Source organism: Nonomuraea montanisoli (genome assembly GCF_013363975.1).
Taxonomy (GTDB): domain Bacteria; phylum Actinomycetota; class Actinomycetes; order Streptosporangiales; family Streptosporangiaceae; genus Nonomuraea; species Nonomuraea montanisoli.
The window spans coordinates 317,946-329,954 of record NZ_JABWGN010000007.1; the positions used below are offsets into that span (position 1 = coordinate 317,946).

Sequence of the window (12,009 nt, forward strand, 5' to 3'; positions counted from 1 at the left end):
GCCCTAGACCGCTCACGGGCTTGCCGGCGCCGTTCGGCCCGAGGAAGCCGGTCACCCGGCCGGGCTCGACGTCGAAGGAGAGGTCTGCCACGGCGACGGTCCGGCCGTAGCGCTTGGTCAGGTTCGTCGCGTGTATCGCGGTCATGTCTCCAGCCTGGCGGCGCGGCGGCGGAAGATCCTCCTGCCGGAGGACCGTTCGCGGGCGCGTGCCCTGGGAGCGCGGTCCTACTCTCCTGGTGTGATCATTCCTGACTCGTAGGCGGCGATGACCGCCTGGGCGCGGTCCCTGACGCCGAGCTTGCCGAACAGGCTGGTGACGTGGTTCTTCACGGTCGAGGGGGAGACGCCCAGCTCGGCGGCGATCTCGCCGTTGGACCGGCCCCGCCCGATCAGCGCGAGGATCTCGCGCTCCCGGTCGGTGAGCCCGGACAGGGGGGAGCGGCGGCCGGGGCGGCGCGGGCGGGCGGCGCGGACGAACGTGCCGATGAGGCGGGTCAGCAGCCGCGGCGCCACGGCCGACTCGCCGCGGTGGACCACGCGCACCCCTTCGACCAGCTCCTCCGGGGAGACGTCCTTGGGCAGGAAGCCGTTGGCCCCGGCCCGCAGCGCGGCCACGACGTTCTCGTCCAGGTCGAACGTGCTGAGCGCGAGCACCCGCACCCCGGGCAGTTCGGCGGTGATCCGCTCGGTGGCGCGCACCCCGTCGAGGCCGGGCATGTGCAGGTCCATCAGCACCACGTCGGGCCGCAGCAGCCGGCTCCGCTCCACCGCCTCCTCGCCGTCGGCGGCCTCGCCGACCACGGTCATGTCGGGCTGGGCGTCCAGCATGAGCCGGAACCCCTTGCGCACCAGCGCGTGGTCGTCGGCCAGCAACACCGCGATCATGCCCGCTCCACGGGGGTCATGCCTGCTCCAGGGGGATCTCCAGAGGGATGCGGGCGCGCACCCGGAAGCCGCCTTCCGGGCGGTGGCCCGCGCGTAACTCGCCGCCGCACAGGGCCACGCGCTCGGCCATGCCGCCGAGCCCGAACCCGGGCGGCCCGTCGGGCCGGGCGCCGTCCGGGCCGTCGTCCACGACCTCCACCTCCACCCGCTCCGGCCCGTACGCGAGCAGGACCCGGGCCCGCGCGCCGGGCGCGTGCTTGCGGGTGTTGGTCAGCGCCTCCTGGACGATGCGGTACACGGCGTGGTCCACGGCCGCCGGCAGGGGCGTGGCCGCGCCGGTCACGGTCAGCTCGGCCGGCAGGCCGGCGGTGCGGGCCTCCTCGACCAGCGCGGGCAGCCGGTCCGCGCCGACGCCCGTGGCGGCGTCGGCCCCGTCGCCGTCGCCGGCCCGCAGCACGTACAGGAGCTGGCGCATCTCGGCCAGCGCCTGCCGGGCGGTCTGCTCGGCGCCGGACAGGGCCTCGCGGGTGACGTCGTGGCCGGGCGGGAGCGTGGCGCGGGCGCCCCCGACCAGGGCGTTGATCACGCTGAGATGGTGGGCGACGACGTCGTGCAGCTCGCGGGCGATGCGCCGCCGCTCGGCGCGGACCGCGGCCTCGGCCGCCTCCGTGCGGTCGCGCTCCCTGAGCTCGGCGCGGACGCGGGTGAACTGCCCCACGCCCATGGAGCCGAAGAGCAGGAACGCGTTGGGCAGCCAGACGGTGCGGTCGTCCACGGCGAGCATGATCGCTGCGTTGTAGGCGACCACCGCCGCGGCGGTGACCCAGACGGCCGTCCTGCCCCTGGTGTAGCGGCCGACGCTGTACAGGGCGATCGCCACGGGGACGTTCGGCCCCTGGAGGATGCCGGTGGCCAGGCCCATCAGGTCGAGCGCCGCGACGAGGCCGAGGGCGTGCACCGGGTGGCGGCGCCGGACGAGCAGGGGGATCGTGGTGATCATGTAGTGGGCGGCGCCGGCCGCCAGGTCGGGATGACCCCCCAGGACGACGGACACCATGCCGGCGCACCCGATCAGGGCCAGCACGGTGACGAGCGCGATGTCGAAGACCCAGGGGCGCCGGAAGAAGCGCCACACGGCCGCGACGCGCCGGGTCGCCGGCCGGAGGTGAGCCATGACCCGACCCTATTCGGGACATGCCCACGTGTGCGGGGCGTGGGCGCACGCCGGAGCGCGGCGACATCTCACCTTGATCAACGGGTGCCGCCACGCGGGCCGCGCCCGAGAACGCTGCGGTAACGTCGCCCCAAGGCGAGGGAACGGGAGAGCTATGAGTCGGACAGCACGGGTCATCTGGGACGACGCTCTCACCTCGTACGACTTCGGGCCCGGTCATCCGCTCGCGCCCGTCCGGGTCGAGCTGACGATGGCGCTGGCCCGTGAGCTGGGCGTGCTCGACAAGGTGGAGACCGCCGGGTGCGCCCCGGCGAGCGACGACGAGCTGGCCATGGTCCACGAGCGCGGCTACATCGAGGCGGTCAAGCGGGTCTCGGCCACCGGCGCGCCCGACCTGTCGGCGGGGCTCGGCACGCCGGACAACCCCGCCTTCCGCGGCGTCCACGAGGCCTCCGCGCTGATCGCCGGCGCGTCCCTGGCCGCCGCCCGGGCGGTCTGGGAGGGCACGGCCGAGCACGCGGTCAACGTGGCGGGCGGCCTGCACCACGCCATGGCCGCCACGGCCAGCGGTTTCTGCGTCTACAACGATCCGGCGCTGGCCATCGCCTGGCTGCTGGCGCGGGGCGCCACCCGGGTCGCGTACGTGGACGTCGACGTCCACCACGGCGACGGCGTGCAGGCGGCCTTCTACGGCGACCCGCGCGTGCTGACGATCAGCCTGCACGAGAGCCCCCGCACGCTCTTCCCCGGCACGGGCTTCTCGGAGGAGACCGGCGCCGAGGGCACGGCCGTCAACGTGCCGCTCCCGGCGGGGTGCGGCGACGCCGGGTGGCTGCGGGCCTTCGACGCGGTGGTGCCGCCGCTGCTGCGCGAGTTCCGGCCGGAGGTGCTGGTCACCCAGCACGGCTGCGACAGCCACGCCCTCGACCCGCTGGCCAACCTCATGCTCAGCGTCGACGGGCAGCGCACCGCGTACGCCGCGCTGCACCGGCTGGCCCACGAGACGGCGGGCGGCCGGTGGATCGTCACCGGCGGCGGCGGTTACGAGCTGGTGCAGGTGGTGCCGCGGGCGTGGACGCACCTGATCGCCGAGGTCGCGGGGCATCCGATCGCCCCGGCCACGCCGACCGGCGAGGAGTGGCGGCGCCTCGCGCGCGAGCGCACGGGCGAGACTCCACCGCTCACCATGACAGACGGCCGCAATCCGGAATTTCGCTCACTTTCTGGTGGTTATGACCCAGGAGATCCCATAGACCGTGCGATCATGGCGACCCGCAACGCGGTCTTCCCCCTGCACGGCCTCGATCCCATGCCCTGACGAGCCCCATGCCCTGACGAGGAAGAGCAGTGCTGAGCCGCGACGAACTCCGCGAGCATCTGGTGCGCACCCGCATCGCCGGCGATGTCGCGACCCCCCGCGAGAACAACCTCGACCACTACAGCTCCCTGGCCAACGGCGACCCGTACTACCTGCTCGGCCTCACCTGCGAGCAGCCCTGGTCGTTCCGCGACGTCCTGGAGCTGATGGCCAAGTCCGCGGGCGTGGTCGGCGATCCCGGTCACCGCTGGGGACAGGACACCATCGACCCCGACCTCACGATCGAGGCCCTCGACGCCATGGCCGAGCGCATCGCCGCCGCGCTGTCGCGCGAGCACCCGCGGCTGCTGTTCGCCACCGGCCATCCGACCGGCCTGCTGGCCGTCCACCTGCCGCTGGCCCGGCTCGCCGCCGAGCGCGGCGCGACGCTGCTGACGCCCGCCGAGGGCTGGACGTACGCCGGGTCGGGCTTCGGCCGGCCGCGCCGGCTGCGCTACCTCCAGGACGTGGCGATGCTCGACGACAAGGGCGGCTTCGTCCACACCCACGACGCGGCCCCGATGGAGTGGATGCTCGCCGAACTGGGCGACGCCCCGCCGGACCTCGTCATCGCCGACCACGGCTGGGCGGGGGCCGCCGGCCAGGCGGGGGTGCCCACGGTGGCCTTCGCCGACAGCAACGACCCCGGACTGTTCGTCGGCGAGGCCGAGGGCAAGATCGAGGTCGTCGTCCCGCTCGACGACAACGTGCTACCCCGCTATTACGCTCCGCTGACCGACCGCCTCGTCACTCTGGTCACACGAGCCCTTTGAGTTCAATTCGGCCCTCCCGATACCGTCTTTTCGCGCCTGCATTCCAAGAGGCTCGCTGTCCCTTTGCCAACTTTTGACGCGCCCTGGGCGACTCTATGTGTGACGAGTTGGACGGTTCCAACGTCCAGGCGAGGTGCACGGCAGCGGCGCTGGCCAGCCAGTTCGCTGGTTCGGCTGACAGAGGGCTCCGCCAACTGAGAAACTAGGGGGTTTGCCGACTCGGAGTCCCGTCTTACGCTGACAGCAGTACACGTGCGTGAGCAATGGCACCAGTGGGGATAACCCGGAAACACGTGCGGAAGAGGCGTCCGATGGCTGCAGGCGAAAGACCTCTCAGCGAGGTGAAGTTCCTGACCGTGGCAGAAGTCGCCACGGTCATGCGGGTGTCCAAGATGACCGTGTACCGGCTGGTGCACTCCGGTGAGCTGCCGGCCATCCGAGTCGGCCGGTCCTTCAGAGTGCCCGAGCAGGCGGTCCACGACTATCTTCGGGAGGCCTACATCGAGGCAGGCTGATGCTGGAGTAGCGGTGTGGGACACACCGCGAGTGCCGACGCGGGAGAGGCCTGGCCGGCGCCACGCGGCCGGGCTCTCGCCCCCCCTGGGGCGATCTACCGTGGATCGCCGGTAGTCTGTGAGCCGGTGTGCGCTCGCACACCGTCGTACTTGCTACCAGCACTGGGGGTCCCGTGGGCTCTGTGATCAAGAAGCGCCGCAAGCGGATGGCCAAGAAGAAGCACCGCAAGCTGCTCAAGAAGACGCGCATCCAGCGGCGTAACAAGAAGTAAGACACACGCAGCTGCGAGGCGCTGATGACCCACACCGTGCTCGTCACCGGGGTCTCGCGCCATATCGGCGCCCGGGTGGCGAGCGTCCTGGCGGCAGACCCGGACATCAGCCGCGTCATCGGAGTCGACACCGTGCCGCCCCCCTCCCTCACGCGGGACGGCGGCATCTCCCTCGGCCGGACGGAGTTCGTCCGGGTGGATCTGCGCAGCCCCGACATCGCCCAGGTGATCGCGGCCGCTGACATCGACACCGTCGTGCACATGAGCCTGGTGAGCGCTCCCTCGCGCACCACCGGGCGGGCGCTGATGAAGGAGCACAACGTCATCGGCGCCATGCAACTGCTCGGCGCGTGCCAGCGGTCGGCCACCGTGCGGCGCGTCGTGGTGCGCTCCACCACGGCCGTCTACGGGTCGTCGCCCCGGGACCCCGCGGTTTTCACCGAGGACCTGGAGCCCCACGACGGCCCGGTCCACGGCTACGCCAAGGACGCGGCCGAGGCGGAGGGCTACGTGCGCGGTTTCGCGCGCCGCCGCCCTGACATCTCGGTCTCGCTGCTGCGCTTCGCCAACTTCATGGGTCCGGGCGTCGACTCGCCGCTGACTCGTTACTTCACCCAGCCGGTGCTGCCGACGGTGTTCGGCTTCGACCCGCGGCTGCAGTTCGTCCACGAGGACGACGCGGTCGAGGTGTTGCGCCGGATGGCGACGGAGGACCACCCCGGCACGTTCAACGTGGCCGGGGCAGGCGTGCTGCTGCTGTCGCAGTGCGCGCGCCGCGCGGGCAGGGCGTCGATGCCGCTGCTCGCGCCGGCCTTCCGCATGCTGGGCGACGCCGCGCGCCGGGCGGGGCTGGTCGACTACTCGCCCGAGCAGGTGCGGCTGATGAGCCACGGCCGCGTGGTCGACTGCTCCCGGCTGGAGGCCGAGCTCGGCTGGAAGCCCAAGTTCACGACCGGCGCGGCGTTCGACGACTTCCTGCGGTCGCGGAGGCTTCGCCCGCTCGGAGGTGTCCGCAGGTGAGCGTCCCGGACCACGAGGAGGCGCGGGTGATCCCGATCACCGCCGCCCCCTCCTACGACCAGTCCGACCGGCCCGAACCGCTCGCGGAGGCGCTGGCCTTCCTGCGGCGGCGCATCACCGGCGACTACGACGTCGACGAGTTCGGCTACGACGCCGAGCTCACCGACAAGGTGATGCTGGAGCTGATCCGGCCCCTCTACCGCCACTGGTTCCGGGTCGAGACCGTCGAGCTGAAGAACGTGCCCGCCGACGGCGGCGCGCTCGTCGTCGCCAACCACTCCGGCACGCTCCCGCTCGACGCGCTCATGATGCAGGTGGCGCTGCACGACGAGGCGGGCCGGCCGCTGCGCCTGCTCGGCGCCGACCTGGTCTACCAGCTCCCCGTGCTCGGCCACCTGTCGCGCAAGACCGGCCACACGCTGGCCTGCCCCGAGGACGCCGACCGGCTGCTGCGCAAGGGCGAGCTGGTCGGGGTGTTCCCCGAGGGCTTCAAGGGCGTGGGCAAGCCCTACTCCGAGCGCTACAAGCTGCAGCGCTTCGGCCGGGGCGGCTTCGTGGCCTCCGCCATCAGGGCGGGCGTGCCGATCGTGCCGACCGCCATCGTGGGGGCCGAGGAGATCTACCCGAAGATCGGCGACCTGCCCACCCTGGCGCGGCTGCTGGGGCTGCCCTACCTGCCGATCACGCCGTTCTTCCCGCTGCTCGGCCCGCTCGGGCTGGTGCCGCTGCCGTCGAAGTGGATGATCGAGTTCGGCGAGCCGATCCGCACCGACGAGTACGACCCGTCGGCCGCCGACGACCCGATGGTGGTCTTCGAGCTGACCGACCATGTTCGCGAGGTCATCCAGCAGCTGCTCAACGAGCTGCGGCTGCGCCGCGGCCACGCGTTCCCGCCTTTTCTCTAGATTCTTTGCGATTTCCCGCAACCGGTCGCGCGGGCCCGGTGTTCCTCGGAACGTCAAGAACAACGACGCAGAGGAATCATCGTGGACCTGCAGCTTTCCGGCCGTGTGGCCGTCGTGACCGGCGCTTCCAAGGGCATCGGCCTGGCCGTCGCGCGCACCCTGCACGAGGAGGGCGCGCACGTCGTGGCGGTCTCCCGCACCCGCACCGACGACCTGCCGGACAAGGTGGTCCACGTGGCCGCCGACCTGATGGACCCGCAGGCGCCCGCCCGGGTCGTGGCCGCCGCCGTGGAGGAGTTCGGCGGGGTGGACGTCCTGGTCAACAACGCCGGCGGCCCGCCGCCCGGCGTCACGCTGCCGCGCGTCGGCTTCATGGCGCCGGACGACGCCGCCTGGCAGGAGATGTTCGAGTTCAACCTGTTCGCGGCGATCCGGATGATCCGCGCGGCCGTGCCGGTCATGCTGGAGCGCGGCGGCGGCGCGATCGTCAACGTCTCCTCCACCCTGAGCAAGCAGCCGTCGGCGCTGAACGTCGACTACGGCGCCGCCAAGGCGGCGCTCGACCACGTCAGCAAGTCCCTGTCCGAGGAGTACGGCCCGCAGGGCATCCGGGTGAACTCCGTCCTGCCCGGCGCCGTGCTCACCGACTGGTGGACCAAGGAGGGCGGCGCGGCCGAGGTCATCGCCGGGATGGCCGGCGCCGACAAGGACAGCGTCATCTCCAAGGTGGCCCCGGAGATGATGAGGATGGTCACCGGCCGCCTCGTCCACCCGCAGGAGATCGCCGACGCGGTGGCGCTGCTCGCCTCCCCGCGTTCCGGCAGCACCACGGGCGCCGAGGTCGTGGTGGACGGCGGCTTCCTCAAGGAGCTGTAGGGTCGGCCCCACCGCGGATCCCGCCGCGTGAACCCGGACGGCGGGTTGTGGCGAGACATCTCCGACCGACTTCCCCCACCGAAGGGCGGAGATGATCACGCAACCCGCCACCAGGGGCGCTGACGCCGACCTCGTCAGCGCCTCCTGGACCGAGCCGGAGGCGTTCGCCGAACTGTTCGACCGCTACTCCGCCATGCTCTACCGGTACGTCTCCAAGCGTCTCGGCCCCGAGCCCGCCGAGGACCTCGTCGGTGAGACGTTCCTCGTCGCGTTCTCCCGCCGCAGGAGCTACGACCTCGCCTACGCCGACGCACGGCCCTGGCTGTTCGGCATCCTCACCAAGCTCATCTCGCGCCACCGGCGCACCGAGGCGGCCCGCTACCGCGCCCTGCTGCGGGCGCCCGTCGAGGACCACGTGGACTCGCCCGCCGACCGGGTCGCCGCCGGCGTCTCCGCGCAGGCCGCGCGGCCCGAACTGGCCGGCGCGCTGGCCGCCCTGCCCGCCAGGGACCGCGACGTGCTGCTGCTCATCGCCTGGGGCGACCTGACGTACGAGGAGACCGCACAGGCCCTCGACATCCCCGTCGGCACCGTGCGTTCCCGCCTCAACCGGGGCAGGCGGAAGGTGCGCGCGGCGCTCGGCGACACGAACCCGCTGCTCGACGAGGAGGCGTGACGATGGACGACATGAAGCTGCTGCGCGACTTCGGCGCCGCACTGGAGCACGAGCCGCCCGCCACGCTCGCGCGGCAGCGCAACCGCCTGACCGGGGCCAGGCCGCGCCGGAGGCGGGTCGGCCTGCTGGTGACCGGCCTGGCCGCCGTCGCCACCGCCGCCGCGGTCGCGGTGCCCACGCTGGTGCTGCGCGGCAGCGTGGCCCCGCCCACCGGGGCCCGGCCGGCGAAGGTGGTGACCGGCGCGCTCAACGTGCTGCTCGTCGGCACCGACAGCGAGGTGGGCTCGAAGCGTTTCCGGAAGGGGGCCCGCACCGACACGATCCTGCTGGTGCACCTGCCCGCCGACCGCAAGGAGATCACCGCGGTCAACATCCCGCGCGACTCCATCGTGCAGATCCCGCGGTGCGGGTCGGTGCCGGCCAGGAAGAGCATGATCAACTCGGCGTTCGACCAGGGCGGGCTGACCTGCACGGTCAAGACGATCGAGACCCTGACGGACGTGCGGATCGACCACATGGTGGAGGTGGACTTCCTCGCCTTCAAGGAGGTCGTGAACGCCCTGGGCGGTGTCCAGGTGACGATGAAGCAGCCGGTGAACGACCCGAAGTCCAAGCTGAGGCTGCCGGCGGGCACGAGCATCCTGAACGGTGAGCAGGCGCTCGGGTACATGCGGCTGCGCAACTACGGCGACGGCTCCGACATGCAGCGGATCAAGCGCCAGCAGGTGCTTCTGCGCGCGATGATGGCCAAGGCGAAGAAGATGCTCACCGACCCGGGCAAGGTGAGCGCTTTCCTCGGCGTCGTCGGCAAGTCGATCAAAGCGGACGAGGACTTCGACATGGAGACGATGGTCGACCTCGCCACCTCCCTGAACGACAGCCGGCTGCCGACGTTCCTCACCGTGCCGTGGGTGCCCAGCCCGGACGACCCCCACCGGGTCGTCTGGAAGCAGCCGGACGCCGAACAGCTCTTCGCGCGGTTCCGGTAGCCCCTACAGGTGGGGGCGGTAGTGGCGGCGCAGCGCGATGCCGGCCGCGACGCCGCCCGCCACCGCCCCGACGCCCGCCGCGATGGGCAGCGCGGTCAGCGTGGCCTTGCGGCCGGTGCGGAAGTCCTTGATCGGCCAGCCGACCTTCCTGGCGTGCTCGCGCAGCTCGGTGTCGGGGTTGATGGCCATCGCGTTGCCGACCAGCGACAGCATGGGCAGGTCGTTGGCCGAGTCGCTGTAGGCGGTGCAGCGGGTGAGGTCGAGGCCCTCGCGGCGGGCCAGCGCCCGCACCGCCTCGGCCTTGGCCGGGCCGTGCAGCAGGTCGCCGACCAGCCGCCCGGTGTAGATGCCGTCGCGCGTCTCGGCGACCGTGCCGAGCGCGCCGGTCAGGCCGAGCCGCTGCGCGATGACCCGGGCCAGCTCGACCGGGGTGGCCGTCACCAGCCAGACGCGCTGGCCCGCGTCGAGGTGGCTCTGCGCGAGCGCGCGGGTGCCGCCCCAGATGCGGTCGGCCATGACCTCGTCGTAGATCTCCTCGCCGAGGCGTACGACGTCGTCGACCTTGGCGCCGGCGACGAAGGCGAGGGCGGTCTCGCGGGCCACGGCGATGTGCTCGGGGTTCTCGTTGCCGCGCAGGCGGAACACCGCCTGCCCGACGGCGAACTTGAACAGGTCGGACGTCGTGAACATGCCGCGCGTCGCCAGACCCCGGGCGAAGTGGTAGATCGAGGCGCCGCGCATCATCGTGTTGTCGACGTCGAAGAAGGCCGCCGCCTCCAGGTCGGGGTCGGCCGGGGGCGCCGTCACGGCGGCCGCCGCCGCGGCCTCGCCGGCGATCTCCGCCTCCACCTCGCGCCGTCGTCGGATAAGCCGCATGCCGTTCAGCTTACCCAGGCGGAGCCGCGAGTCCTTCGATGTAGTCGAGGTATCCGGTCGCCTGGTCCTGGTCGTCGCCGTCCATGCGCTCCAGCATGGGCTCGACCATGTCGCGCTGGTCCCGGGCGAAGCTCCTGATCTTCGGCGAGCGGGGCCGCACGCGTTCCAGCCGGGTGATGCCGGAGCGGGTGGACTCCTCCATGTCCTTGAGCGTCTTGCCGACCAGCGCGTCCTTGCCGGGGGAGTTCTCGCGGGAGGAGCCGAGCAGCTCGGCCATCTCCTCGGCCCTGGTCTTGGCGGAGTCGAGCTCGCGCTCGGCGCGCTCGACGTCGTCGTCACTGAGCCGGACGAGCGTGCTCTCGGCCGCGCGTTTGAGCGGGTAGAGCGGGTCGCCGGGCACCGCGCGGTACGTGGCGAAGGCCGACAGCATCAGGGCGGCCGCCAGGCTCAGCGTGGCGAGCTGCGACAGCAACGACCGCGCGCGCACACGGCGCCGGAGGGAGCGGGGGCCGCGCCGGGAGGAGCCGGGGCGCGAGCCGCGCGAGGGGTGCTCGCAGGCACCGGAACGGGCGGCGAGCAGCTCGTCACGCAGCCGGTCGCGGAACGCGTCGCTCGGCCCGCCGCCGAGCGGGAGCTCCCGCAGCTCGGTGAGGTGACCCAGCACGCGTTCGCGCGATCTGCGCGACCTACCCATGACAACTCCCTGATATCCCCCGAAAATGATCCGGTCGTGACAAATGACTAACGAAGTGACGCGATGGGAGGTTACGCAAGGTCATGGGTCACGCAAGGTCATGGGTCACGCAAGGTCATGGGTCACGTAAGGTCATGGGTCACGCAAGGTCATGGGTCACGCAAGGTCATGGGTCACGCAAGGTCATGAGTCGCGCGAGTCATGGGTCAGGCGAGGTCGTGGGTCAGGCGAGGTCGTGGCGGAGGGCGCGCGCCAGCGCCTTGACCGCCCGGAACTGCAGGGCTTTGATCGCTCCACTCTTCTTTCCCATGATCAACGCCGTTTCGGCCAGCGACAGACCGTGCAGGAAGCGCAGCACCACGCACTCCTGCTGCTCCGGGCCGAGCTCGCGCACCGCGCGCAGCACCCGGTCGTTGATGATGGCCGTGACCACGGCGTTCTCCGGGATGTGCGCCCCGTCGAGCGGGACGTCGATCACCTCTCCAGTCGGGATCTCCAGCCGGTAACGGCCCGACTTGAAGTGATCGGTCACCAGGTTGCGCGCGATCGTCACGAGCCATGCCCCGAAGTCACGCCCCTGCCAGGTGAAGCCGGCGATGCGGCGTAACGCGCGCAGGAAGGTCTCGCTGGTCAGGTCCTCGGCGAGCGGATGGGAGCCCACCCGGAAGTAGATGTAGCGATAGACGAGCCCAACGTAACGGTCGTAGAGCGTGCCAAAAGCCTCCGTGTCACCAGTCTTGGCGCGCAGCACCAGCAGGCGTAGGTCGTCGGGGAGCTCCTCACGTACGGCGAGCTCGGACGTCCGGGCGGCGCCGGGGACCGCTGGGGAAAGCAGCCCGGCGAACGGCCACGAGTCAGGCATCCGGTATCCCTACGGGTAAGGGGTGCGGCGTGCTCGAACACTCTAGAAATCAACTGGAAATTCCACAATCCAGGCCCAGCAGGCATGACTTGCCGTAATCGGCAGATACCGTGTTGGACCGACCCGTTCCCTCTT

14 protein-coding genes and 1 pseudogene are annotated in these 12,009 nt (G+C 71.6%); 9 read left to right on the forward strand and 6 right to left on the reverse strand.

From position 1 onward, the window contains the following. Positions 1 to 19: 19 nt before the first annotated feature. The 3 genes and pseudogenes from HTZ77_RS48935 to HTZ77_RS19790 all read right to left on the reverse strand — a co-directional run. Positions 20 to 145, reverse strand: a pseudogene (locus HTZ77_RS48935) (ABC transporter ATP-binding protein); the annotation flags it as partial. An 80-nt stretch (positions 146 to 225) separates the two neighbouring features. Beyond that, on the reverse strand, positions 226 to 885 hold the full coding sequence (locus tag HTZ77_RS19785; protein ID WP_175591090.1) for a response regulator transcription factor: 660 nt from the start codon (positions 883 to 885) through the stop codon (positions 226 to 228). Positions 886 to 901: 16 nt separating this feature from the next. Next, positions 902 to 2,059, reverse strand: coding sequence for a sensor histidine kinase (locus tag HTZ77_RS19790; RefSeq protein ID WP_175591091.1), 1,158 nt, complete (start codon positions 2,057 to 2,059; stop codon positions 902 to 904). Positions 2,060 to 2,213: 154 nt separating this feature from the next. On the opposite strand from HTZ77_RS19790, the gene HTZ77_RS19795 reads away from it, so the two are divergent. The 9 genes from HTZ77_RS19795 (at position 2,214) to HTZ77_RS19835 (ending at position 9,442) form a co-directional block, all read left to right on the forward strand. Beyond that, complete coding sequence (locus HTZ77_RS19795; protein ID WP_175591092.1) at positions 2,214 to 3,377, forward strand: acetoin utilization protein AcuC; 1,164 nt, start codon at positions 2,214 to 2,216, stop codon at positions 3,375 to 3,377. A 29-nt stretch (positions 3,378 to 3,406) separates the two neighbouring features. Then, on the forward strand, positions 3,407 to 4,189 hold the full coding sequence (locus HTZ77_RS19800; protein ID WP_175591093.1) for a phosphatase: 783 nt from the start codon (positions 3,407 to 3,409) through the stop codon (positions 4,187 to 4,189). Between the two features lie 311 nt (positions 4,190 to 4,500). Beyond that, positions 4,501 to 4,704, forward strand: a complete 204-nt coding sequence (locus HTZ77_RS19805) for a helix-turn-helix domain-containing protein (RefSeq protein ID WP_043629748.1) — start codon at positions 4,501 to 4,503, stop codon at positions 4,702 to 4,704. Positions 4,705 to 4,877: 173 nt separating this feature from the next. Further along, the gene (locus tag HTZ77_RS19810; RefSeq protein ID WP_018654693.1) at positions 4,878 to 4,976 is read left to right on the forward strand and encodes a 30S ribosomal protein bS22; all 99 of its coding nucleotides are present in this window, start codon (positions 4,878 to 4,880) and stop codon (positions 4,974 to 4,976) included. A gap of 24 nt (positions 4,977 to 5,000) precedes the next feature. After that, a complete protein-coding gene (locus HTZ77_RS19815; RefSeq protein WP_175591094.1) occupies positions 5,001 to 5,996 on the forward strand; it encodes an NAD-dependent epimerase/dehydratase family protein in 996 nt (331 codons plus the stop codon). 26 nt (positions 5,997 to 6,022) lie between these two features. Beyond that, complete coding sequence (locus HTZ77_RS19820) at positions 6,023 to 6,901, forward strand: lysophospholipid acyltransferase family protein (protein ID WP_175591330.1); 879 nt, start codon at positions 6,023 to 6,025, stop codon at positions 6,899 to 6,901. Between the two features lie 81 nt (positions 6,902 to 6,982). Continuing rightward, positions 6,983 to 7,777: an SDR family NAD(P)-dependent oxidoreductase gene (locus HTZ77_RS19825; protein ID WP_175591095.1), complete on the forward strand. Its 795-nt coding sequence runs from the start codon at positions 6,983 to 6,985 to the stop codon at positions 7,775 to 7,777. 91 nt (positions 7,778 to 7,868) lie between these two features. Next, positions 7,869 to 8,453 (forward strand): RNA polymerase sigma factor, encoded by a 585-nt coding sequence (locus HTZ77_RS19830; protein ID WP_175591096.1) that lies wholly within the window; start codon positions 7,869 to 7,871, stop codon positions 8,451 to 8,453. 2 nt (positions 8,454 to 8,455) lie between these two features. Beyond that, positions 8,456 to 9,442 carry an LCP family protein gene (locus HTZ77_RS19835; protein WP_175591097.1) on the forward strand — a complete coding sequence of 329 codons (987 nt, stop codon included), beginning with the start codon at positions 8,456 to 8,458 and terminating at the stop codon, positions 9,440 to 9,442. A 3-nt stretch (positions 9,443 to 9,445) separates the two neighbouring features. Here HTZ77_RS19835 and HTZ77_RS19840 read toward each other — a convergent pair whose 3' ends face one another. The 3 genes from HTZ77_RS19840 to HTZ77_RS19850 form a co-directional block, all read right to left on the reverse strand. Beyond that, the gene (locus tag HTZ77_RS19840; protein ID WP_175591098.1) at positions 9,446 to 10,318 is read right to left on the reverse strand and encodes an HAD family hydrolase; all 873 of its coding nucleotides are present in this window, start codon (positions 10,316 to 10,318) and stop codon (positions 9,446 to 9,448) included. Positions 10,319 to 10,328: 10 nt separating this feature from the next. Further along, complete coding sequence (locus tag HTZ77_RS19845) at positions 10,329 to 11,012, reverse strand: DUF5667 domain-containing protein (protein ID WP_175591099.1); 684 nt, start codon at positions 11,010 to 11,012, stop codon at positions 10,329 to 10,331. Positions 11,013 to 11,235: 223 nt separating this feature from the next. Continuing rightward, positions 11,236 to 11,874, reverse strand: coding sequence for a sigma-70 family RNA polymerase sigma factor (locus tag HTZ77_RS19850; RefSeq protein WP_175591100.1), 639 nt, complete (start codon positions 11,872 to 11,874; stop codon positions 11,236 to 11,238). Between the last annotated feature and the right edge of the window lie 135 nt (positions 11,875 to 12,009).

Excerpts from the sequence above, each read along its gene's own strand:
- HTZ77_RS19785 (WP_175591090.1), bottom strand. The coding sequence starts at position 885 with ATGATCGCGGTGTTGCTGGCCGACGACCACGCGCTGGTGCGCAAGGGG.
- HTZ77_RS19790 (WP_175591091.1), bottom strand. The coding sequence starts at position 2,059 with ATGGCTCACCTCCGGCCGGCGACCCGGCGCGTCGCGGCCGTGTGGCGC.
- HTZ77_RS19795 (WP_175591092.1), top strand. The coding sequence starts at position 2,214 with ATGAGTCGGACAGCACGGGTCATCTGGGACGACGCTCTCACCTCGTAC.
- HTZ77_RS19805 (WP_043629748.1), top strand. The coding sequence starts at position 4,501 with ATGGCTGCAGGCGAAAGACCTCTCAGCGAGGTGAAGTTCCTGACCGTG.
- HTZ77_RS19815 (WP_175591094.1), top strand. The coding sequence starts at position 5,001 with ATGACCCACACCGTGCTCGTCACCGGGGTCTCGCGCCATATCGGCGCC.
- HTZ77_RS19830 (WP_175591096.1), top strand. The coding sequence starts at position 7,869 with ATGATCACGCAACCCGCCACCAGGGGCGCTGACGCCGACCTCGTCAGC.
- HTZ77_RS19835 (WP_175591097.1), top strand. The coding sequence starts at position 8,456 with ATGGACGACATGAAGCTGCTGCGCGACTTCGGCGCCGCACTGGAGCAC.
- HTZ77_RS19840 (WP_175591098.1), bottom strand. The coding sequence starts at position 10,318 with ATGCGGCTTATCCGACGACGGCGCGAGGTGGAGGCGGAGATCGCCGGC.
- HTZ77_RS19845 (WP_175591099.1), bottom strand. The coding sequence starts at position 11,012 with ATGGGTAGGTCGCGCAGATCGCGCGAACGCGTGCTGGGTCACCTCACC.
- HTZ77_RS19850 (WP_175591100.1), bottom strand. The coding sequence starts at position 11,874 with ATGCCTGACTCGTGGCCGTTCGCCGGGCTGCTTTCCCCAGCGGTCCCC.